The sequence below is a fragment of the Pseudomonas sp. PDM32 genome, from assembly GCF_019219225.1.
GTDB lineage: Bacteria > Pseudomonadota > Gammaproteobacteria > Pseudomonadales > Pseudomonadaceae > Aquipseudomonas > Aquipseudomonas laurylsulfatiphila.
In genome coordinates this window covers 259,594-280,070 of the sequence record NZ_JAHUWE010000010.1, presented here as the reverse complement: position 1 = coordinate 280,070, position 20,477 = coordinate 259,594, and the positions used below count along the sequence as shown (strand labels likewise).

General features: G+C 62.2%; 18 protein-coding genes. 4 read left to right on the top strand and 14 right to left on the bottom strand.

Annotated features, from left to right (window positions below):
* Positions 1-50: 50 nt before the first annotated feature.
* From KW846_RS20505 to KW846_RS20470, 8 genes are all read right to left on the bottom strand, one after another.
* Complete coding sequence (locus KW846_RS20505) at positions 51-1,202, bottom strand: acyl-CoA dehydrogenase family protein (protein ID WP_218484720.1); 1,152 nt, start codon at positions 1,200-1,202, stop codon at positions 51-53.
* Between the two features lie 18 nt (positions 1,203-1,220).
* Positions 1,221-2,309 (bottom strand): enoyl-CoA hydratase/isomerase family protein, encoded by a 1,089-nt coding sequence (locus KW846_RS20500; RefSeq protein ID WP_218484718.1) that lies wholly within the window; start codon positions 2,307-2,309, stop codon positions 1,221-1,223.
* A gap of 2 nt (positions 2,310-2,311) precedes the next feature.
* Positions 2,312-3,202, bottom strand: a complete 891-nt coding sequence (gene mmsB / locus KW846_RS20495; RefSeq protein ID WP_218484716.1) for a 3-hydroxyisobutyrate dehydrogenase — start codon at positions 3,200-3,202, stop codon at positions 2,312-2,314.
* Positions 3,203-3,291: 89 nt separating this feature from the next.
* Positions 3,292-4,800 carry a CoA-acylating methylmalonate-semialdehyde dehydrogenase gene (locus KW846_RS20490; RefSeq protein WP_218484714.1) on the bottom strand — a complete coding sequence of 503 codons (1,509 nt, stop codon included), beginning with the start codon at positions 4,798-4,800 and terminating at the stop codon, positions 3,292-3,294.
* Between the two features lie 108 nt (positions 4,801-4,908).
* Entirely contained in the window at positions 4,909-6,612 is a 1,704-nt protein-coding gene (locus tag KW846_RS20485; protein WP_218484712.1) for an AMP-binding protein, read from the bottom strand.
* 288 nt (positions 6,613-6,900) lie between these two features.
* The gene (locus KW846_RS20480) at positions 6,901-8,151 is read right to left on the bottom strand and encodes an OprD family porin (RefSeq protein ID WP_218484710.1); all 1,251 of its coding nucleotides are present in this window, start codon (positions 8,149-8,151) and stop codon (positions 6,901-6,903) included.
* A gap of 173 nt (positions 8,152-8,324) precedes the next feature.
* Positions 8,325-9,974, bottom strand: coding sequence for a cation acetate symporter (locus KW846_RS20475; RefSeq protein ID WP_218484708.1), 1,650 nt, complete (start codon positions 9,972-9,974; stop codon positions 8,325-8,327).
* The gene (locus KW846_RS20470; protein ID WP_103398016.1) at positions 9,971-10,300 is read right to left on the bottom strand and encodes a DUF485 domain-containing protein; all 330 of its coding nucleotides are present in this window, start codon (positions 10,298-10,300) and stop codon (positions 9,971-9,973) included. Before KW846_RS20470 ends, KW846_RS20475 begins: the two co-directional genes overlap by 4 nt.
* Positions 10,301-10,706: 406 nt before the next feature.
* Here KW846_RS20470 and KW846_RS20465 point away from each other — a divergent pair, with 406 nt between their 5' ends.
* Positions 10,707-11,657: a LysR family transcriptional regulator gene (locus KW846_RS20465; protein ID WP_205886327.1), complete on the top strand. Its 951-nt coding sequence runs from the start codon at positions 10,707-10,709 to the stop codon at positions 11,655-11,657.
* A 123-nt stretch (positions 11,658-11,780) separates the two neighbouring features.
* On the opposite strand, the gene KW846_RS20460 is transcribed toward KW846_RS20465, so the two are convergent.
* Entirely contained in the window at positions 11,781-12,236 is a 456-nt protein-coding gene (locus KW846_RS20460; protein WP_218484705.1) for a VOC family protein, read from the bottom strand.
* A 52-nt stretch (positions 12,237-12,288) separates the two neighbouring features.
* On the bottom strand, positions 12,289-13,092 hold the full coding sequence (gene otnI, locus KW846_RS20455) for a 2-oxo-tetronate isomerase (protein ID WP_218484703.1): 804 nt from the start codon (positions 13,090-13,092) through the stop codon (positions 12,289-12,291).
* A 400-nt stretch (positions 13,093-13,492) separates the two neighbouring features.
* Between otnI and kynB the strand changes: the two genes are divergently transcribed.
* Positions 13,493-14,146 carry an arylformamidase gene (kynB, locus tag KW846_RS20450; RefSeq protein WP_218484701.1) on the top strand — a complete coding sequence of 218 codons (654 nt, stop codon included), beginning with the start codon at positions 13,493-13,495 and terminating at the stop codon, positions 14,144-14,146.
* Positions 14,147-14,190: 44 nt separating this feature from the next.
* Here kynB and antC read toward each other — a convergent pair whose 3' ends face one another.
* From antC to antA, 3 genes are read right to left on the bottom strand one after another with little or no spacing between them, the layout of a single operon-like run.
* Positions 14,191-15,213: an anthranilate 1,2-dioxygenase electron transfer component AntC gene (gene antC / locus KW846_RS20445; RefSeq protein WP_218484699.1), complete on the bottom strand. Its 1,023-nt coding sequence runs from the start codon at positions 15,211-15,213 to the stop codon at positions 14,191-14,193.
* A 17-nt stretch (positions 15,214-15,230) separates the two neighbouring features.
* Positions 15,231-15,722 (bottom strand): anthranilate 1,2-dioxygenase small subunit, encoded by a 492-nt coding sequence (antB, locus tag KW846_RS20440; protein WP_218484697.1) that lies wholly within the window; start codon positions 15,720-15,722, stop codon positions 15,231-15,233.
* The gene (gene antA, locus KW846_RS20435) at positions 15,722-17,113 is read right to left on the bottom strand and encodes an anthranilate 1,2-dioxygenase large subunit (RefSeq protein ID WP_218484695.1); all 1,392 of its coding nucleotides are present in this window, start codon (positions 17,111-17,113) and stop codon (positions 15,722-15,724) included. The genes antB and antA overlap by 1 nt, the downstream gene beginning before the upstream one ends.
* Before the next feature lie 374 nt (positions 17,114-17,487).
* Between antA and KW846_RS20430 the strand changes: the two genes are divergently transcribed.
* Entirely contained in the window at positions 17,488-18,501 is a 1,014-nt protein-coding gene (locus KW846_RS20430) for a helix-turn-helix domain-containing protein (protein ID WP_218484755.1), read from the top strand.
* Between the two features lie 14 nt (positions 18,502-18,515).
* Here KW846_RS20430 and KW846_RS20425 read toward each other — a convergent pair whose 3' ends face one another.
* Positions 18,516-18,989, bottom strand: coding sequence for an Lrp/AsnC family transcriptional regulator (locus KW846_RS20425; protein ID WP_007971266.1), 474 nt, complete (start codon positions 18,987-18,989; stop codon positions 18,516-18,518).
* Between the two features lie 209 nt (positions 18,990-19,198).
* On the opposite strand from KW846_RS20425, the gene kynU reads away from it, so the two are divergent.
* Positions 19,199-20,449, top strand: a complete 1,251-nt coding sequence (kynU, locus tag KW846_RS20420; protein WP_218484693.1) for a kynureninase — start codon at positions 19,199-19,201, stop codon at positions 20,447-20,449.
* Positions 20,450-20,477 lie beyond the last annotated feature (28 nt).

Below are 20,477 nucleotides of genomic sequence, written 5' to 3'. Positions count from 1 at the left end.
GGGAAGGCAGGTGAAAGCCAGAGGCGGCAGTCGCGTCCGGCTCGAGGGGGTCAGAGTGCGTAGTGGCTCAGTTCGCGGGCGATCAGCAGGCGCTGGACTTCGCTGGAGCCTTCGTAGATCTGGGTGATGCGCGCGTCTCGGTAGTAGCGCTCCACCGGGTAATCCTCCAGGTAGCCGTAACCGCCATGGATCTGCATGGCGCTGGAGCACACGCGTTCGGCCATTTCCGAGGCGAACAGCTTGGCCTGGGAGGCTTCGGACAGGCACGGTTGCCCGGCGCTTTTCAGGCGCGCGGCATGCAGAACCATCAGGCGGCTGGCGTTGAGCCGGGTGTGCATGTCGGCGAGCAGGTTGGACACGCTCTGGTGTTCGATGATCGGCTTGCCGAACTGGATGCGTTCGCGGGCATAGCCCAGGGCGGCCTCGAAGGCGGCGCGGGCGATTCCCAGGGCCTGGGCGGCGATGCCGATGCGGCCGCCTTCCAGGTTCGACAGGGCAATGGCCAGGCCTTTGCCGCGTTCACCCAGCAGGTTGGCTTCGGGAATGGTGCAGTTGTTCAAGGTCACCGCGCAGGTATCGGAGGCCTTGATGCCCATCTTGTGTTCGCGTCGGTCGACCACGAATCCGGCGTTGTCAGTGGGGACCAGGAAGGCCGACAGCCCTTTCTTGCCCAGTTGCGCATCAGTGACGGCGAAGACAATGGCCAGCTTGGCCCGCTCTCCGTTGCTGACGAACTGCTTGGCGCCATTGAGTACCCATTGGCCGTCGCGCAGTTCGGCACGGGTACGCAGGTTGTGCGCTTCGGAGCCGGCCTGTGGCTCGGTCAGGCAGAAGCAGCCGATCGCTTGACCACTGACCAGCAGCGGCAGCCAGCTGTCCTGCTGCACGGGGGTGCCGTATTTCAGCAGGGGGCCGCAGCCCACCGAATTGTGGATGCTCATCAGCGCGCCGAGGGCACCGTCACCGGCCGAGATTTCTTCAACGGCCAGGGCGTAGGCCACATAGTCGGTATAGCTGCCGCCCCAGGTGTCCGGTACGACCATGCCCAGCAGGCCCAGTTCGCCCATTTGCGCCACCACGGCGTCATCGATCCAGCCGGCCTTCTCCCAGGCCTGGGCATGCGGCGCGACTTCGCTGCGGGCGAAGTCGCGCGCCATGTCGCGGATCATGCGTTGTTCTTCGGTCAATTCGATATCGTGCATTGCAAAGTCTCCTGCCGATCAGGCGGTGCGAACGGGCTTGCCGGAGGCGCGTTCAAAGTCATTGAAGAAGGCTTGCACCCGGGCAGGTACCAGTTCTGTCAGGGTTGGCGGGTTCCAGCGTGGGCACTTGTCCTTGTCGATGATCAGGGCGCGCACTCCTTCCATCAGGTCGCCCTTGTCGAACCACTGGTAGTCCAGGTGCAACTCAAGGGCGAAGCACTCGGCCAGGCTCAGGTCACGACCACGGCGCAACAACTCGAGCGTCGTGGCCATCGCCAATGGCGAGCGGCTGTCGAGCAGCTTCACCGTCTGCTCGGCCCAGTCTTGCAGCTCGGGGCGTTGTTCGCGCTGCAGCGCGGCGTGAATGGCCGGGACATCGGGCAGGGCGAAATACTCGTCGATCGCCTGGCGACAGGCCTTGAGCTCGGAACCGGCAAGTCGCTCGGTGGCCATGTCGGCGAGCAGGTCCTGCAAGTCTTCGACGGGCGCCGCGGTCCAGTTCAGGTGGTCGAGGCAGGCATCCAGCTCGGCCAGCCGTTCGCTGGGCAGGTAGTAGTCGGCAAGGTTCGCATAGAGGGCATCGGCGGCACGCACCTGGCAGCCGGTGATACCCAGGTAGGTTCCCAGTTCACCCGGCAGGCGCGGCAGGAAATAGCTGCCACCGACGTCGGGGAAAAAGCCGATGCCGACTTCCGGCATGCCCATCCGCGTGCGCTCGGTGATCACCCGCAACGAGGCCGCCTGGGCCAGGCCCATGCCGCCACCGAGGACAAAACCATCGAGCAGTGCCAGCACGGGCTTGGTGTAGCCATGCAGGTACTCGTCCAGGGCGTACTCCTCCTCGAGGAACAGCTCATGCAGGTTGTCGCCGGCCTTGTAGCTGTCGTAGAGCATGCGGATGTCGCCGCCGGCGCAGAAGGCCTTTTCACCGGCGCCGCGAAGGGTCACGGCGACGATCTCCGGGTCCTGCTCCCACGCCCACAGGTGCCGGCAGAGCAGACGCACCATGGGCAGGTCCAGGGTGTTCAACGCGCTTGGCCGATTCAGTGTCAGGTGGCCGACACGGTTGCGTACGCTGGCCAGCACCGGGGCTTGCTGCTCGCTCATGCTCAGGCTTCTCCGCGGAACAGGTTGATGATGGCGGAGAAATCCAGACCGCCATGACCTTGCAGGCTGAAGGTCTGATACAGCTGCTGGGCTACGGCACCGAGCGCGACCGGTTGGCGCGCGTGCCTGGCCGCTTCAGTGGCCAGGCCCAGGTCCTTGAGCATCAGGTCGCTGCCAAAGCCGCCGCTGTAGCCCCGTGAGGCCGGCGCATTTTCCAGCACGCCCGGGAACGGGTTGTTGACCTCCGAACTCCAGCAGCGACCGGTGGAGGTATTGATCACTCCGGCCAGGACCTTGGCGTCCATGCCCAGGGCTACACCCAGGGCCATGGCTTCGGCGACGCCGACCATGGAGATGCCGAGCAGCATGTTGTTGGCGATCTTGGCCACCTGGCCGTTGCCTGCTGCGCCGCAGTGCACGATGTTCTTGCCCATCGCCGAGAGGATCGGCAAGGCCAGGTCGAACACGCTGTCCGGGCCACCGACCATAAAGGTCAGGGTGCCTGCTGCTGCACCGCCGGTGCCGCCGGATACCGGCGCGTCGAGCATCGGATTGCCTTGGGCAAGGGCGTATTTGGCCACCTCGCGGGTGCTCAGCGGGTCGATGGTCGAACTGTCGATCAACAGCACGCCCGGGCCGATATTGGCCAGCAGGCCATCCTTGCCGCGATAGACCTGCTTCACGTGCTCGGCGGTCGGCAGCATGGTGATGATCACCTCAACCCTGGCCTTGGCCACGGCGGCGGGCGAGTCGGCGGCGCTGGCGCCTGCCTCCACCAGGGCGGCGACCGCCTGGGGGAAGGGATCGAAGACGGTCAGGCGGTGGCCGGCCTTGAGCAGGTTGCGGGCCATTGGGCCGCCCATGTTGCCCAGGCCGAGAAATCCGATATGCATGTTGGCTACCTTTTACGAGTGGGGGCAGTGGCGCAGGAATCCCTGCGCGCGCTTGTCGTCGGCCGACGCAAGGCGCCGGCCGGCAAAGGTCATTTCAGGGTAATGGTGGTGTTCACCGCGCCGCCGGTATCGTCCTCGTCGAACCAGCGCTGGGTGATCGTCTTGGTCTGGGTGTAGAAGGTCACCACTTGCTTTCCGTAGGGGCCCAGGTCGCCCAGCTTGGAGGCGCGCGAGCCGGAGAAGGAGAACAGCGGGACCGGTACCGGGATTGGCACGTTGATGCCGACCTGGCCGACGTCGATCTCTTCCTGGAAGTGCCGCGCGGCAGCGCCGGAGCGGGTGAACAGGGCAGTGCCGTTGCCGTTCGGGTTGGCATTGATGATCTCGATCGCCTCGTCCAGGTTGGCGGCGTGCATGACGCACAGCACCGGGCCGAAGATTTCTTCGCGGTACACCGACATCTGCGCGGTGACGCCGGAGAAAATGGTCGGGCCGACGAAGTTGCCATCCTGGTAGCCCGGCACGCTCGGGTTGCGCCCATCCAGTTCGAGCCGGGCGCCTTCTTCGATGCCACTGGCGATCAGACCGTTGACGCGCTCCAGGGCGGCGCAGGAAATCACCGGGCCGATGTCGGTGCCCGGCTCGGTGCCGCCATTGATCTTGAGGGTCTTGGTTCGTTCGATCAGGTCCGGCAGCCAGGTCTGCGCTTCACCCACCAGGATTACCACGGGCAGGGCCATGCAGCGCTGGCCGGCAGCACCGAAGGAGGCGCCCAGCAGGTTGTTCAGGGTCTGTTGTTTGTTGGCATCAGGCAGGACGATGGCATGGTTTTTCGCGCCCATCATGCACTGCGCGCGCTTGCCGTTCTGGGTGGCGCGGTTGTAGACGTGGGTGCCGACTTTGGTCGAGCCGACGAAGGATACGGCCTTGATGTCCGGGTGGTCGCAGATCAGGTTCACCGCGTCGACGCCGCCGTGGATGACGTTGAGCACGCCCTTGGGCACACCGGCCTCCAGGGCCAGTTCCACCAGGCGCATGGTCACCAGCGGATCCTGCTCGGATGGCTTGAGGACGAAGGTGTTGCCGGTGGCAATGGCCATCGGGAACATCCACAGCGGGATCATCGCCGGGAAGTTGAACGGGGTGATGCCGGCGCACACGCCCAGCGGCTGCAGCAGGGTGTAGGTGTCGACGCCGTTGGCCACGTTGTTGGCCAATTCGCCCATCTGCAAATTGCCGATGCTGGCGGCGTGCTCGACCACTTCCAGGCCGCGGAACACGTCACCTTCGGCATCCGGCAGGGTCTTGCCCTGCTCGGCGGTGAGCAGGGCGGCCAGTTCCTTGATGTTCTCGCGGATCAGCTGCTGGTACTTGAGGAACACACGGGCACGGACACCGATCGGTGTCTTGCGCCAGGTCTTGAAGGCTTGCCTGGCGCTGGCCACGGCGGCGTTCATTTCCTCGGCGGTGGCGAAGGGGACGCGGGCCAGGACTTCCTGGGTGGCCGGGTTGACCACGTCGCGCCACTGGGTGCTGCGCGATTCGACGAACTCGCCGTTGATGAGGAGCTTGACGCTGGGAACGTTGGAAGAGGTCATTTACGGGTCCTGCCTGCTTTTGTTAGGGCGAAAGAGTCCCCTCGGCGTGGTTGGCCGAGCGGTCGGGTCTGGATTCGGGGGGAGGGGCCGGCATGCCGGCCCCAGGGGTCAGCCTTTGAGTTGCGGGAAGTCTTCTTCGAAGTATTCCTGCGGGCCACGTGCGTCGCCCTGGCGACGCTGCACTTCCATTTGCCGCAGTTCCACCCGGCGGATTTTTCCGGAGATGGTCTTGGGCAGCTCGCTGACAAATTCGATGCGCCGTACCCGCTTGTAGGGCGCCAGGTGCTCGCGGGCGAACGCGAGGATGCTGCCGGCCAGTTCGTGACTGCCCTGTGCGTCATGGGCCAGGATCAGATAGGCCTTGGGCACTGCCAGGCGCACTGGGTCGGGGCTTGGCACCACGGCCACTTCCATCACCGCCGGGTGCTCGATCAGCGCGCTTTCCAGCTCGAAGGGGCTGATGCGGTAGTCGGAGGCCTTGAACACATCATCGGCACGGCCGACGAAGGTGATGTAGCCCTCGTCGTCGATCTGTGCGGTGTCGCCAGTGCGGTAGTAGCCGTCGCGCATTACTTCGGCGGTCTTTTCCGGGCTGTCCTCGTAGCACAGCATCAGGCCAAGCGGGCGTACGTCCAGCGGCAGGGCCACTTCGCCTTCGTTACCCGGCACGCCATCGGGGTCGAGCATGGTCACCCGGTAGCCCGGCAACGGACGGCCCATGGAGCCCGGCTTGAGCCGCTGGCCAGGCGTGTTGCCGACCAGTGCGGTGGTTTCCGACTGGCCGAAGCCGTCGCGCAGCAACAGGCCCCAGGCATGCAGGATCTGCTCGATGATCTCCGGGTTGAGCGGCTCACCGGCACCCACCAGTTCGCGCAGGCGCAGGCGAGTCTTGTAACTGGCCAGGTCTTCCTGGATCAGCATGCGCCACACGGTAGGTGGCGCGCACAGGCTGGTGACGCCATAGCGCTCGAGCACGCCGAGCAGGGCTGGCGCGCTGAAGCGTGCAGTGTTGTGGATAAAGATGCAGGCACCGGCATTCCACGGTGCAAAGAGGCAGCTCCAGGCGTGCTTGGCCCAGCCCGGGGACGAAATGTTCAGGTGCAGGTCGCCCGGCTGCAGGCCAATCCAGTACATGGTCGAGAGGTGGCCGACCGGGTAACTCTGGTGACTGTGCAACACCATCTTCGGCTTGGAGGTGGTGCCGGAGGTGAAGTACAGCAGCATCGGGTCGGTGGCCAGTGTGCGACCCTCTGTTTCGAACTGCTCGGAATGCTCGCTGGCGGCGCTGTGCGGGGTCCAGCCGGCGGGGGACGGGCCGACGCAGATGCGGCTGCAGTTTTCACCCAGCCCGACGAATTTGTCGACATGGGCGCTACCGACCACCAGATGGCGAACATGGCCGCGCTCGATGCGGTCGCGCAGGTCATCGGGGGTCAGCAGTGCGGTAGCGGGAATGACCACGGCGCCGAGTTTGAAGGCGGCCAGCATGGTTTCCCACAGGGCGACATCGTTACCGAGCATCAGCAGGATGCGTTCGCCACGGCGCACACCGAGGGCACGCAGGTGATTGGCCACCTGGTTGGAGCGCGCGGCCAGTTGCTGGAAGCTGTAGCGTTGTTCGCTGCCGTCCTCTTCGACGATCCACAGGGCATTGGCCTGGTTGCCCTCGGCCATGGCATCGAAGTAATCCAGCGCCCAGTTGAATTCGTGCAGTTGCGGCCAGCGGAAGTCACGTACGGCGGTGGCGTAGTCGGTACGGTGGGCCAGCAGGAAATCACGAGCGGCCAGGAAGGATTGGCAGTGGTTGTTCATTGGAGGCTCCCAAGACGCGCGCGGGTACCTGAAAGTGGGGAGACGACGGCAAGCAAAGATAGCTTCACGGTGGGTGCCCTATTTATTTTTATTGGGACTGACCGGGTTCATGGCCAGGTGGTTGAATCGAGTATAGGCAGGCATAAATCAAATAAGAATGCTCAAAAAATCCCGTATGTTGTGCAAAAAAGCATGGACCTGCTGCATCGTTGAATCGACAAAAATGCACAAGGCGTGCGCTGCCCGCACCGTCAAGCGATGCAGGCAGCACACGCCTTGTGCGGGGACTTACCAGAGCGCCAGGGTATAGCTGAGGATCAGGCGGTTTTCGTTGAGGTCGTTACCGAAGTGGGCGGTGCGCACCGTAGCGTTGCGCCACTTGAGACCGAGGTTTTTCAGCGGGCCGCTCTGGAGCACGTAGCCGATGTCGGTGTCGCGCTCCCATTCGTGGCCGTCGGGCTTGCCGGCGCCCAGGTCGATGCTGTCGCCGGATAAGTAGCGGGTCATGAAGGTCAGGCCGGGAACGCCGAGGGCCGCGAAGTTGTAGTCGTAGCGCGCCTGCCAGGAACGCTCCTCCTTGTTGGCGAAATCGTTGATCTGCACAAAGTTGACCAGGAAGGCGTCGGTGCCATTGACATAGGCAAAACCGGTGTCGCCGCTCATGCGTTGGTAACCGAGACCGAAGGCATGGCCGCCGAGGGCATAGGTGAACATGGCGCCGAAGGCATTGTTGTCGATGTTGCTGTGGCCATCGTCGGTGGAGCGGGCGTAGCGCAGGTCGCTCTTGAACGTCTGGCCTGCGCCCAGCGGCAGGACGTGGACCAGACTGAACTGGTGCTGGTGATAGAAGTCGTCCAGGCCACCGTAGTTGTAGCCCGTGTTCAGCCGCTCGTTCCACTGGTAGGCCAGGCCGGCGAAATTGAAGGCGTCGCTGCGGGCCTGGCCACCGACAATGCCCTTGGCGCCGGTGGTGGTGATGGTCATTTTCTCGTAGTCCGAGGAGTCGCGCTGATTGACCCGATCCACGCGCCCCGCGTCGACGCTCAGCCCTTTGATCTCCTGAACATTCAATTGGCCACCGCGGAATGTTTGCGGCAACAGGCGCGAATCATTGGCCAGCAGCACCGGCAGCTTCGGGGCCAGGGTGCCGAGCTTGAGCACGCTGTTGGACGCTTTGAACTTGGCCGTCAGGCCCAGTTCGCCATACTCGTCCTTGGCGCGCCTGGGCGGCTGGCTGTCGCGCTTGAGCAGGCCGGTGCCGGCGCGATCGGGACTGGAATCGAGCTTGACGCCGAGCTGGCCGAGGGCATCGATACCGAAACCGACCGTGCCATCGGTATAACCGGATTCGTAGCGCAGCAGGAAACCCTGGGCCCATTCTTCTTGCTTGGACTGGGCGGCATTAGCCTGGCGGAAGTCGCGGTTGAAGTAGAAGTTGCGCATCTCCAGCCTGGCCGTGCTGTCTGCCAGGAAGTCGGCATGTGCCTGTGCAGCGAGGCCGCTGCCGGCCAGGAACAGAGTGAGGGTGGTGGGTTTCATTGGAGGCCTTTTGTTGTTTTTGTTGTCGACGAGCCGCTCCCGCGCCACTTGGAGTGGCGAGGGAAGGGCGCTATTGGGGGTGTCCTGCGCCGAGCGGCGCAGGACGGGTGTAAAAAAGCGCGAAGCAAAGGAGCGGACTCGCGCTCGGGGCGTCAGCCCCGGAAAAATCAGCGTCAGTGACTGCTGGCCATGGAAGCTCCAAGGCCGGTCTGGGCACGCACGAACTGGTCGGCATAGGCGGCGCGTTCGCGGTCGGCGCGTTCGCTGCGGTCAAGCCTGGAAGCGACCACTATGACCAGGAAGGCCAGTGGCATGGAGAACAGCGCCGGCTGGTCGTAAGGAAAGAGCGCCTGGGCATGCCCCAGTACGCCGACCCACACCGACGGCGAGCCGATCACCAGGGCCAGTGCACTGAGCAGGCCGGTCAGGCCACCGTAGAGGGCGCCACGTGTGGTCAGGCCGCCCCAGTACATGGCCATGATCAATACCGGGAAGTTCGCCGAGGCGGCGATGCCGAATGTCAGGCCGACCAGGAAGGCGATGTTCTGGCCCTCGAACAGAATGCCAAGGGCAATCGCAACGATGCCCAGGCAAACGGTGGCGATGCGTGACACGCGCATTTCCTGTTTCTCGTCGGCGCAGCCCTTCTTCAATACCGACGCGTAAAGGTCATGGGAGATGGCCGAGGCACCGGCCAGGGCCAGGCCGGCCACCACCGCGAGAATGGTGGCGAACGCCACGGCAGAGAGGAAGCCGAGAAACAGGTTGCCGCCCACCGCCTTCGCCAGGTGCATGGCCACCATGTTGCCGCCGCCGATCATCGCCCCGCCGAGCTTGCCGTCGACGTAGTACTGCGGATCTGTGCCGACGATGACGATGGCGGTATAGCCCAGGACGCATACCACCAGGAAGAAGAAGCCGATGAACACCGTGGCGAACAGCACCGATTTACGCGCCTCCTTGGCATTGGGCACCGTGAAGAAACGCATCAGGATGTGCGGCAGGCCGGCAATGCCGAAGACCAGGCCGAGGGATAAGGACACTGCGTTGATCGGGTCGGCCAGCAAGGTGCCCGGGCCCATGATCTGCACCCCGCTGGCATGCACCGCCACCGCCTGGGCCGCCAACGTCTCGAAGCTGAAGTCGAAGCGACTCAGGGCCATCAGCACCAGGGTGGTGCCGCCCGCCAGCAGCAGGACTGCCTTGGTGATCTGTACCCATGTGGTGGCGAGCATGCCGCCGAAGATCACATAGACCAGCATCAACAGTCCGACCACCACCACCGCCGTGCGGTAGTCGAGACCGAACAGCAGTTTGATCAGTTGACCGGCACCGACCATTTGCACCACCAGATAGCAGCACACCACGGTCAGTGATCCGAGGGCGGCGAAACTGCGCACGCGGGTTTGATCGAGGCGGTAGGAGACGATGTCGGCGAAGGTGTAGCGCCCCAGGTTGCGCAAGCGCTCGGCCATCAGGAAGGTGACGATCGGCCAGCCGACAAAGAAGCCGATGATGTAGACGAAGCCGTCGTAGCCTTTGGCGAAGACCAGGCTCGACAGGCCCAGCAGAGTGGCGGCCGACATATAGTCACCGGCGATTGCCAGGCCATTCTGAAAGCCGGTGATACCGCCGCCGGCGCTGTAGAAATCGGCGGCGGAGCGGGTGCGTCGTGCCGCCCACCAGGTGATCAGCAGGGTGGCGAGGACGAAGACGAAAAACATGCCGATGGCGTGCAGGTTGAGCGGTTGCTTCTGCGCAATGATGGGGTCGGCATGGGCCAGCACAGGGCTGAGGGCGAGAAGGGCGGACAGGCGTTTCATGCGCGGGACTCCTGGAGGATCTGCGAGCTGAGCACGTCGAAGCGGGTGTTGGCGCTGTGCACGTACCAGGCGGTGAGTAGCCAGGACAACAGGATGATCGTCACGCCGATGGGCATGCCGAGGCTGAGGTGGCTGCCGTCGTACAGCGGCAGGTGCAGCCAGGCGGGAGCGAAAGCCACCACCATGATGAAGCTGTAATAGATCGCCAGGACCGCGCCGCTCAATGTCCAGGCCAGCAGTGCACGCTGACGCGCGAGGCGCTGGAACTTGGGGTTGGCCCTGACCCGTGCACAGGTCTGGGCGTGGTTCGGATGGTCAGTCGTCATGGTGAGGCTCCGTTTTTCTAGTTGTTTTTGTTGTTCGGCCTTTTGAGGGGCGTACGGGTACCCGGGCAGCGACCCGATGCGGGACGCCACCTGAATGCTGATGTGCTGTAGTTATTGCCGCCCGGATGACCTTCCAGTGGCGAGGGGGCGGTGCGGGAGGGCGGCGGGGCGCCACGGATCGGGCCAACGGCAGACGAGAACCGTGGCCGCGATTGCGCTGTTGCGCAGCTGCTTGTGTCCGGCGTTCAAGCCGATTTTTTTCCGTGCGCTCATGCTGTCAGCCCTCGATATTTATTATTCGGGTGGGGGGCTTTCCTGACCTGAAAACGACACTGGTCAAGTTGGGTGAGATGCGAGTATATAAGTGCATATTTCCCATATGTATTGGCGGAAAAGCCCGATGGATATGCAAAAATGCACAACGCAGCCCCCACTCAACTGGGACGACTTGCGTTTCTTTCTCGAAGTGGCCCGTGCTCGCACCGCCAGCGGTGCGGCGCGCCGCCTCGGAGTGGACTACACCACGGTGTCGCGGCGTATCCGCGCCCTGGAGCAGTGCCTAGGGGCCCTGCTGTTCGAGAAGTCGCGAACGTCCGGTTTTGTCCTGACCGTGGAGGGACAGCGTCTGGTCGGCCATGCCGAATCCCTGGAAAGTACGCTGCTGGTAGCCTGCGAGCAGGTTTTCGGCACCACCGGGGGGCTCGCCGGGCATCTGCGCATCGGCTGTACCGAAGCCTTCGGAACCTGTTTCATCACGGCGCAGATGAGCCACTTCCTTGAGCACTACCCGAACATCTCGGCGGACATTTTGCCGGTCCCGCATTTCATCAACCTGTCACGGCGCGAGGCGGATATCGCCATCACCCTGGAGCGGCCCGAGCGCGGTCCTTACGTGTGCTCGCGATTGTGTGACTACCGCCTGCGCCTTTATGCGACGCCGGAGTACCTGGCGAATCATCCGCCGATCGGTTGCCGCGAGGACCTGGACGGCCACCCGTTCGTGACCTATGTCGAGGACCTGGCCTTCAGCTTCAAACTGCTCTACCTGAACGACCTGATGCCCGGAGCCAACAGCCGCCTGCGCAGCACCAGCGTGGTGGCCCATTACCACGCAGCCCTGGAAGGACGGGCGCTGGCGATCCTGCCTTGCTTCCTCGCCGGCCCCGATCCCCGCCTGTGCGAAGTGCTGCCCGGTGAAGTGGAGATCACGCGGCAATTCTGGATGTACTACAGCGAAGATCTGCGCAAGCTGAAACGGATTACCCTGGTGGCCGAGTACCTGCGCGCCTGCGCGGAATTGAATCGTCCGTTGCTGATGGGCGAGTCACGTGTGATGAGCTATCTACCGTCACCCTGAGGGGAGTGGGCGTTGTGCCGCCAGAAGTAAAGCGAGGTGCTGGTTGGCGAAAAGACCAAAGAGTCAAGGCGTTGCTCCGGTCCGAATCTCGGCACACCGAGGCAATCAGAGGCTATCCATCACTCATGCAAATGCAGCTTCTACAAATGCCTCTAGCGCCTTGTCTTCCAGGATTTCGATAGAGAAGTGCCCGAAGCGTTTGGGCAACCAGATAATGCGTGTCCCGGACGGGGATTGCAGGTTCGCGCGGGCCAATGGCTTTCCGTTTTCATCTTCTGGCTGCACACCGGCGACCATCAGTTCGTCATAGGCCTTCTCGATGTCCGGCGTCGAATAGCAGTGGCGATAAATCATCCCTTCACCCGAGGAGTCCAGTAGCTCCCTCAGGTTCCCGGCCAGAGGCTGTACCAACATGAAACGCTCTTGGCCGATCAGCGCGATCGCGTAGCGCACGTGCAGGCCACCTCGTTCCCAGACGAGCGTTCTGGAGATCCTGGCGTTCAGTATCTGTGCGTAGTAGGCACAGGCTTCGTCGAGATTATTGACCAGTACATCGATGTGACTGAACTTCAGTTCCATTGCATGCCTCCTGCTGCTTCGGCGTCCTGGTGACCCTTGGGTGAAAAGCAGTCTATGCCTGGCCCTGGCTTGACCGACCCTGCCAATCGCGCAGCCATTGCAGGCCCTCGGAGGTGTCGCCGCGCGGCCGATACTCGCAACCGACCCAACCGGTGTACCCCAGTCGATCGATCAGCTCGAACAGGTAGGGATAGTTCAGCTCGTTGTTCATGTCGGGTTCGTGGCGATCCGGCACGCCCGCGATCTGGATATGGCCGATGCCGGCGAAATCCCGTCGCAGCTTCGTCGCCACATCGCCCTCGACGATCTGGCAATGGTAGACGTCGAACTGGACTTTGAGGTTGGCCTGGCCGACCGCCTTGCAGATGGCCTGGGCCTGATGTTGGTGGTTGAGGAAAAACCCCGGCATGTCGCGGGTGTTGATCGGCTCCAGCAATACGGTGATGCCAGCTTTGGCGGCTTTTGTCGCTGCGTGGCTGAGGTTTTCCAGGTAGGTTTGCTGGTGCCTGGCGCGATCCGCTTCGTTGGCCAGCAGCCCGGCCATGACATGGATGCGGTCGTTGCCCAGTACCGCGGCGTATTCCAGGGCCTGGTCGAAACCGGCGCGGAACTCCGACTCACGGCCAGGCAGGGACACGGTGCCTTTTTCGCCGGCCGCGATATTGCCAGGCGGTGCGTTGAACAGGGCCTGGACCAGGCCATTGTCGTCGAGCCGCTGTTTCAATTGCTGTGGGCTGTAGTCGTAGGGAAACATGTATTCCACTGCCTGAAAACCATCGGCGGCAGCTGCGGCGAAACGGTCGAGAAAGTCATGTTCGGGGTAGAGCATGCTGAGGTTGGCAGCGAAACGAGGCATGAAGACTCCTGCGGTCAAAAAATCGATCTGTGGGTTGTTGCCACTGCATACCAAAGGCTTCGTGCAACTCATCGAGCGCCGCCCCCAGAGTTTCATGACGCAAAGGCGATGGTATTCGTTTGAGTCGTCGGCAATTGCATCCAATGGTACGGCCGTCGAATTGAAGCGGTCGACGCTAGCGCCTTGCGGCGGGTAATGTCCACTGTCATTTGGTCTCTCATCGCGCGTTGCTGCCTGTGAAGACCCCTCGTCGAAGGATGCACGTTGAAATTTCCTGCCGCCATCACGCTCATCCATGGCGCTTTGTGCGAAAACCCGCTCGCTTGCCCGGGGTTTTCGCACGAATCTGCACTGCTGTCGCTCGTATCATTTCACTCGGTAAAAACGCTGAGCATTTGCGATGACAAAAAACACGACCCTGTGGGACATCAGTCCACCCTTGAGTAGCGAAACACCGACCTGGCCGGGGGACACGCCTTTTCTGGAGGAGCGTGTCTGGACCTACGGTCCCGAGTGCCCGGTGAATGTCGGACGCATCACCCTGTCACCGCACACCGGTGCCCACGTCGATGCGCCGCTGCATTACAGCGCTGACGGCGCGGCGATTGGCGCAGTCGCGCTGGATGTGTATATCGGGCCTTGCCGCGTTTTGCATTGCCTGGACAGCGGCGACCTGGTGCGGCCCGGGCAACTGGAAGGGCGTTTGCACGATGTGCCCGAGCGCGTGCTGCTGCGGACCTATCGCCAGGCACCGCTGGCTGCCTGGGACCCGGCGTTCACGGCCGTTGCCAGGGAAACCGTCGATTTGTTGGCCAGCCTGGGTGTGAGGTTGATCGGCATCGATACGCCGTCACTGGACCCGCAGCAATCCAAGACGATGGATTCGCACCGTGCCGTGGCCCGTCACGGCATGGCCATTCTTGAGGGGGTCGTGCTCGATGACGTGCCGGAAGGGGATTACGAGTTGATCGCCTTGCCGCTACGTTTTGCCAACCTCGACGCCAGCCCGGTCCGGGCGATTTTGCGGCCGTTGGGTACACATCAACGCGAGTGACCTATTCGGCCACCGGAACCGGGCCCCGGTTCCGGTGGCCGGTGTCAGGCGTTACTCTCGGTGAATTTTTCGTAGTACAGCTGCACGCTGTCCAGTGCCTGTGCCTGCAGCCAGGTCTTGATCGACTCCACCATCGGCGGCGGCCCGCAGACGTACATGTCGACCGGGCCGTCGCGCAGTTCGGCGACGTCGAAGTGTTCGGCGATGTAGCCGCGCTTGCCGGTCCAGTGCGGCGACGGTTCGCTGACCACCTCGGTGTATCGCAGCCCCGGGAGGTGTTGCGCATACGCCTGGATGCGCGCCTGTTCGCACAGGTCGGCCGCATCGCGCACGCCGTAGTACAGATGCACGGGTTGCTCGCAGCTGCGCTCGGCCAGTTCGTCGAGCATGCCCAGCAAGGCGGAAAGTCCGGTGCCGCCAGCCACCAGGATCAGTGGCCGGGCGACGTGCCGCAGATAAAAAGCCCCCAGCGGTGCCTCCAGAACGATGGGGTCACCCACCTGACAGCGGTCGCGGATGTAGTTGCTCATCACGCCATCGGGCAGCAGGCGAATCAGGAACTGCAGCCGATTGCTGACGCCCGGCCGGTTGGCGAAGGAGTAGGAACGCTTGTTCTCGGTCCCCGGAATCTGCAGCCGGGCGTACTGCCCGGGCAGGTAATCCAGCGACTGGCCCATATCGCCCAGATCCAGATGCAGGATCGCCGTGCTGGCCGACACCTGTTTGACCTCGGTGACCGTTGCCGTGAGTTGATCGGGGCCAGCGGCGTTGCACAGGCTGGAAGCGAAGTCGAAATAGAACGTTGCGTCGGATTTGACCCGGGTCTGGCAGGTGAGCATTTTGCGTTGTTGCAGGTCCTGGCTGGAGAGGGCTTCCTCATCCACATAGTCCTGGCTGTAATCGCCCGACTCGCAGCGCCCCTGGCAGGTTCCGCAGACGCCTTCGCGGCAGTCCAGGGGGATGTTGATGCCATTGCGCAGGGCGGCGTCGAGCAGGATCTCATTGGCCTGCACAGGGAAGAACAGCGTTTTGCCGTCGGCAAAGCTGAACGCGACTTTATGGTTCATGCACGGTCTCCCTGGGTTCAGAGGTGATAGAAGTCGAGTACCGAATTGATGGTGTCGTTGAGCAGCAACACATGCTTGCGAACGATCAGCCAGCTATCGGCGTGGGGCTTGAGGCGGTAGGTCGCGCGGCCGAAAAACTGTTCGGCCGTGGCCAGGCGGTAATACAGGGTGTGCCAGTTCAGCTGCACTTCCAGCTCGTCGTTTTCCAGGGGGGCGATCCGCACGTTGCTGATCTGATGCAGGGTGCGCGGCATCGGCGTCGAGGACGCGGACTTGCCCGTGCGCAGGCGGAACACGCGGTCTTCCAGGCCTGAACGGTTGGGGTAATAGATCAGCGACATTTCGCGTTTGGGATCGCGGGTGTAGACGTGTTCGGAGTCCCATTGCGGCAAGTGGAACTCGCTGTGCTCGGCGAACAGCTGGACATAGGCATCCCAGTCCTGGGCGTCGCACAGTTCGGATTTGCGATAGAAAAACTGTTCGATCCGGTACTGCAGTTGCGCATTCATCATTGCACCTCACGGAGTTTCAGGGATTTGGCGTCCAGGCCGTCGAGCAGGAATTTTTGCCAGTTGCTGTGCTGGTTGACGTAAAGCCCTTCATGGGTGAATTCGGTGCCGGTCATGGCCGGGGCAATGCCGATCGCTTCGCTGTTGGGCGTGGCGCCGCTGGCCCAGCGGTGACTGCCGCGGGAGATATCGCTCCAGCGTTCCAGGCGCGCCTGGAAGCCACGCTGGGCTTCACGGAATTCCACCAGGTCATCCGGTGTGCCCAAACCCGAGACGTTGAAGAAATCCTCGAACTGGCGAATGCGGTTTTCGCGGTCGGCGTCCGACTCGTTCTTGACCCCCAGGCACTGGCTGATGATTTCGGTCTTGTTCCACGCCACCGGACGGATGATGCGCAATTGCGAGCTGATCTGATCGAGGAAAAACAGGCTCGGGTAGATGTTCAGGTTGCGCAGGCGATGCATCATCCACTCGGCTTTTTGCTGGCCATGTTCTTCGATCAGCCGCGGCATGATCGTCGCGTAGCCGGAGCGTACCGAAGGGTTGGGCATGTCGCTGAACAGCAGGCTGTGACCGTTGTTGAACGCGAACCAGCCATCATCGGTATTGGCGTCGCCGGCGCCGAGCTTGCTGTAGTCGAGGGTGCTGCTGGCGGCGTTGCCGTTTTCGCTGTTGACCTGCTGGCGATGCTGCACCGTGGCGACGTAGTTGTAGTGGACGGTGCTGACGTGATAACCGTCGAGGCCGTTTTCGTTTTGCAGCTTCCAGTTGCCGTCGTAGGTGTAGGCCGACTTGCCGGGCAGTACTTCCAGCTCACCGGTCGGCGACTGGGCGACCATCATGTCGAAGAACACTTTGGCATCGCCGAGGAAGTCTTCCAGGCTGTTGTCGGCGTGCACATCCAGGCTGATGAAGACGAAACCCTTGTAGCTCTGGATGCGGGCTTTTTTCAGACCGCGTGTGGCTTTGTCGAAGCCTTCCGGGTACTCGCCCGGTGCCTTGACCTTGACCAGACGGCCGTCGCTTTTGTAGCACCAGGCATGGAACGGGCAGGTGAAGGTCGATTGATTGCCCTTGCCCACGCGGGTCAGCGTCGTGCCGCGATGCTGGCAGGCATTGATCAGTGCATTGAGCCGACCTTCACCATCGCGGGTAATGATCATCGGCTGGCGGCCGGCGCGCACTGTTACGAAGTCGTGGTTGTTGGCCAGTTCGCTTTCGTGGCAGGCATAGATCCAGTTCTTCTCGAAGATCAGTTCCATCTCCAGATCGAACAGCTGCGGCTCGGTGAACATCTCCCGGGCGATGCGGAACACGCCCTCTGCGGGACGGAAGTCCAGGCAGCTTTCGATAAACGTTTTCCATTGCTCGACGTTTCTTTCGCCACTCATGGTGTGCACCTTTTTTTATTCGGCTAATCGGTGCGCTCATTAGAGAAGCGGGGCGGGTGATGGTCTATCCGATAAGTTGGCGAAGGCAGTCCGTAAAATTGGGGGCCAGGTAACAGTCGGTTGGGCAGCGATGACACAAATCCGCCACCAGGTGATAAACGGCTGCACCTGATGGCGCCAATCAGATACTGTTTTGCACGACGTCGAGTGCGGATCGAGGGCTTTTGCGGCTTCGCCAGCCATGTCTTGTCCGCTTAGTTGCCAATCACTATCCGTTAATTGGGCGCCGACGTTTTATGGCGTGGAAGTTGCTCCCATCCCGCCTGACAAGCGCCACCAGAGCGCGCAGAACCAGACTCCGTGAGTGCACCATGATGAGTAGCAAAGTGGATCCGCAGTTTCGCGACATTCGTGTCGACAGCGATGACCTGGAGGCTGCCAGAAGCTGGATGTCCGGTATCTGCGGACCCCATCGACTCGTGAGCGCGACCCCCGAACGGATCCGCTTTCATCACAACGCCAACATGTTCAAATCGATGGCCACCACCCTGGGCACCATCGAATACGGTACCGACGTCACCATCGATATCGAAGACGCCGAGCACTTCAGCAGCTACAGCCTGAGCCTGCCGTTGTCGGGCGAACAGGAGCTGAGCAAGGCGGGCAGCGTGGTCAGGTCCGACCGCGATCAAGGGGTCATCATTTCCCCCAATGAACATCAACTGCTGGCGATTTCCGGTGACTGCCGCAAGGTCCAGGTGGTGATTACCCGAGTGGCGATGAGCGAGGCTCTGGAAGGGATGCTGCAACGGCCGCTGGATGTGCCGCTGCGCTTCGAGCCGATGATGGATGCGATCGATGGGGCGTCGGCGTCGTGGTGGCGCATGGCGCGTTATTTCATCGACGAGCTGGAACGCAGCAGCGAACTTTTCGAGCAGGTGGCCTTTACCCGGGACATTGAAAGTTCACTGATCAAAGGCTTGATCCTCGCCCAGCCCAACAACTATTCGCAGGAACTGCGGGACGCGTTGGGCGTGAAATTGCCGCACTATCTGGTCAGGGCTCGACAGTACATCCACGACAACGCCCGCGAAGCGTTGCACTTGGAGGACATCGAAGCCGCTGCCGGCGTTTCACGCTTCAAGTTGTTCGACGCGTTCAGGAAGTACTTCGCCTTGTCGCCCATGGCCTACCTGAAAAAGTATCGCTTGAATGCCGTACGCCAGGAAATTCTCGAGCACGGCTCGGCACGCAACATTTCCGGGATAGCCATGGGCTGGGGGTTCATGCACCTTGGCCGCTTTTCCAGCGAATACCGCAAGCTGTTCGACGAAACCCCGAGCATGACGTTGCAGCGCAAGGAGGCCCGGCGCCTGCACGGGCTCTGAAGGACGCTGCGGTCTTACTTGCGTACCACCAGATCGAGCAACTGCTCGCGCTCCTTGATTTTCTGCAGGACGATCTCCGAACGTATGTCGGTGACGCCGGCGGTGCGGTTGAGGTGATTGACGATGAAATCCGAGAAGTGTTTGAGGTTGCGGGCCTGGACCCGCAACACATAGTTGCTCGCCCCGGTAATGACATAGGCGGTGACCACCTCCGGCCACTGCTGGACCTTCTTGATAAAGGTCTCGTGCCAGTCCTCGACGTCCTGTCGCAACGACACATGGACGATGGCTTCCAGCTCGATGCCCAACCGTTCGGCATTCAGTACCGCGCGATAGCCGGTGATGATTCCTTCGCTTTCCAGCAGGCGCAACCGGCGCAGGCAGGCCGACGGTGACAAGGCGACTTTCTCCGCCAGTTCCTGATTGCTGATTCGGCCATCCTGTTGCAACTGATGCAGGATTCGCAGGTCTGTCGAGTCAAGATTCATGGTTTGAATAAATCCGCGTTTATGGGTGTTGGATTCGAATTATCTGCGAAATAACTACTACATGGCGGGTTACTTTGCACGAAAATTCTCCAAAGGTTCGTTCATTATCTCTCTACCCAAAGGCAGGTTGATCGCCTTGAAACAGGGCGCCTGATCCGGCTGATGCAACCCGCCCGGATGGCGTCCCATGACAAAAAACAGGACACCCGATGACGACAAGAAACAGTTGCCTGGCGCTTGATGCCCAGGACGCTCTGGCGCCCCTGCGCCAGCAATTCGCGCTCCCCGAAGGGATTATCTACCTCGATGGCAATTCCCTCGGTGCGCGGCCGGTCGCGGCATTGGCGCGGGCACAAGCGGTGGTCGCCGAGGAATGGGGCAATGGCTTGATCCGCAGCTGGAACAGCGCTGGCTGGCGCGAGCTGTCCGAGCGTCTGGGCGACCGCCTGGCGGGTTTGATCGGCGCGGGGACGGGGGAGGTCGTGGTGACCGATACCACCTCGATCAATCTGTTCAAAGTGCTGAGCGCTGCCTTGCGCGTACAGGCCACAAGGTCACCGCAGCGGCGAGTGATCGTCAGCGAATCGAGCAATTTCCCCACCGACCTGTACATCGCCGAAGGCCTCGCGCAGATGCTGCAGCAGGGTTATACCCTGCGCATGGTCGACAGTCCTGAAGCCTTGCCGCAAGCCATTGACCAGGACACGGCGGTGGTCATGCTCACCCACGTCAATTACAAGACCGGCTACATGCACGACATGCAGGCCCTGACCGCGCTGACCCATGAATGTGGCGCGCTGGCCATCTGGGACCTGGCGCATTCCGCAGGCGCAGTACCGGTCGACCTGCACCAGGCCGGTGCCGACTATGCCATCGGCTGCACCTACAAGTACCTCAATGGCGGGCCGGGATCGCAGGCTTTTGTCTGGGTTTCGCCGTCATTGTGCGATCTGGTGCCACAACCCTTGTCCGGCTGGTTCGGCCACTCGCGGCAATTCGCCATGGAGTCGCATTACGAGCCGAGCAGCGGCATTGCGCGTTACCTGTGCGGCACTCAACCGATCACCTCATTGGCGATGGTCGAGTGCGGCCTGGACGTGTTCGCCCAGACCGATATGGCCAGCCTGCGCCGCAAATCCCTGGCCCTGACGGACCTGTTCATCGAACTGGTCGAGCAGCGTTGCGCGGCTCACGAACTGAAGTTGATCACGCCGCGTGAACACGCCAGACGCGGCAGTCATGTCAGCTTCGAACATCCCGAAGGTTATGCGGTGATCCAGGCCCTGATCGACCGTGGCGTGATTGGTGACTATCGCGAGCCGCGCATCATGCGGTTCGGGTTCACCCCGTTGTACACAACCTTCACCGAAGTCTGGGATGCGGTGCAGATCCTCGGTGAGATCCTCGACCGCAACACCTGGTCGCAAGCGCGATACCAGGTTCGCCACAGCGTGACTTGAAACCTGCGGCGTCCTGGTCCAGCTGCGG

What these genes read in the sequence shown, in the direction of transcription:
- antB (WP_218484697.1), bottom strand. Translation starts at nt 15,722, where the DNA reads ATGAATGCGCAACTGCAGTACCGGATCGAACAGTTTTTCTATCGCAAA.
- KW846_RS20500 (WP_218484718.1), bottom strand. Translation starts at nt 2,309, where the DNA reads ATGAGCGAGCAGCAAGCCCCGGTGCTGGCCAGCGTACGCAACCGTGTC.
- KW846_RS20430 (WP_218484755.1), top strand. Translation starts at nt 17,488, where the DNA reads ATGAGTAGCAAAGTGGATCCGCAGTTTCGCGACATTCGTGTCGACAGC.
- kynB (WP_218484701.1), top strand. Translation starts at nt 13,493, where the DNA reads ATGACAAAAAACACGACCCTGTGGGACATCAGTCCACCCTTGAGTAGC.
- KW846_RS20475 (WP_218484708.1), bottom strand. Translation starts at nt 9,974, where the DNA reads ATGAAACGCCTGTCCGCCCTTCTCGCCCTCAGCCCTGTGCTGGCCCAT.
- KW846_RS20465 (WP_205886327.1), top strand. Translation starts at nt 10,707, where the DNA reads ATGCAAAAATGCACAACGCAGCCCCCACTCAACTGGGACGACTTGCGT.
- KW846_RS20460 (WP_218484705.1), bottom strand. Translation starts at nt 12,236, where the DNA reads ATGGAACTGAAGTTCAGTCACATCGATGTACTGGTCAATAATCTCGAC.
- antA (WP_218484695.1), bottom strand. Translation starts at nt 17,113, where the DNA reads ATGAGTGGCGAAAGAAACGTCGAGCAATGGAAAACGTTTATCGAAAGC.
- otnI (WP_218484703.1), bottom strand. Translation starts at nt 13,092, where the DNA reads ATGCCTCGTTTCGCTGCCAACCTCAGCATGCTCTACCCCGAACATGAC.
- KW846_RS20505 (WP_218484720.1), bottom strand. Translation starts at nt 1,202, where the DNA reads ATGCACGATATCGAATTGACCGAAGAACAACGCATGATCCGCGACATG.
- KW846_RS20485 (WP_218484712.1), bottom strand. Translation starts at nt 6,612, where the DNA reads ATGAACAACCACTGCCAATCCTTCCTGGCCGCTCGTGATTTCCTGCTG.
- KW846_RS20490 (WP_218484714.1), bottom strand. Translation starts at nt 4,800, where the DNA reads ATGACCTCTTCCAACGTTCCCAGCGTCAAGCTCCTCATCAACGGCGAG.
- mmsB (WP_218484716.1), bottom strand. Translation starts at nt 3,202, where the DNA reads ATGCATATCGGATTTCTCGGCCTGGGCAACATGGGCGGCCCAATGGCC.
- KW846_RS20425 (WP_007971266.1), bottom strand. Translation starts at nt 18,989, where the DNA reads ATGAATCTTGACTCGACAGACCTGCGAATCCTGCATCAGTTGCAACAG.
- kynU (WP_218484693.1), top strand. Translation starts at nt 19,199, where the DNA reads ATGACGACAAGAAACAGTTGCCTGGCGCTTGATGCCCAGGACGCTCTG.
- KW846_RS20470 (WP_103398016.1), bottom strand. Translation starts at nt 10,300, where the DNA reads ATGACGACTGACCATCCGAACCACGCCCAGACCTGTGCACGGGTCAGG.
- KW846_RS20480 (WP_218484710.1), bottom strand. Translation starts at nt 8,151, where the DNA reads ATGAAACCCACCACCCTCACTCTGTTCCTGGCCGGCAGCGGCCTCGCT.
- antC (WP_218484699.1), bottom strand. Translation starts at nt 15,213, where the DNA reads ATGAACCATAAAGTCGCGTTCAGCTTTGCCGACGGCAAAACGCTGTTC.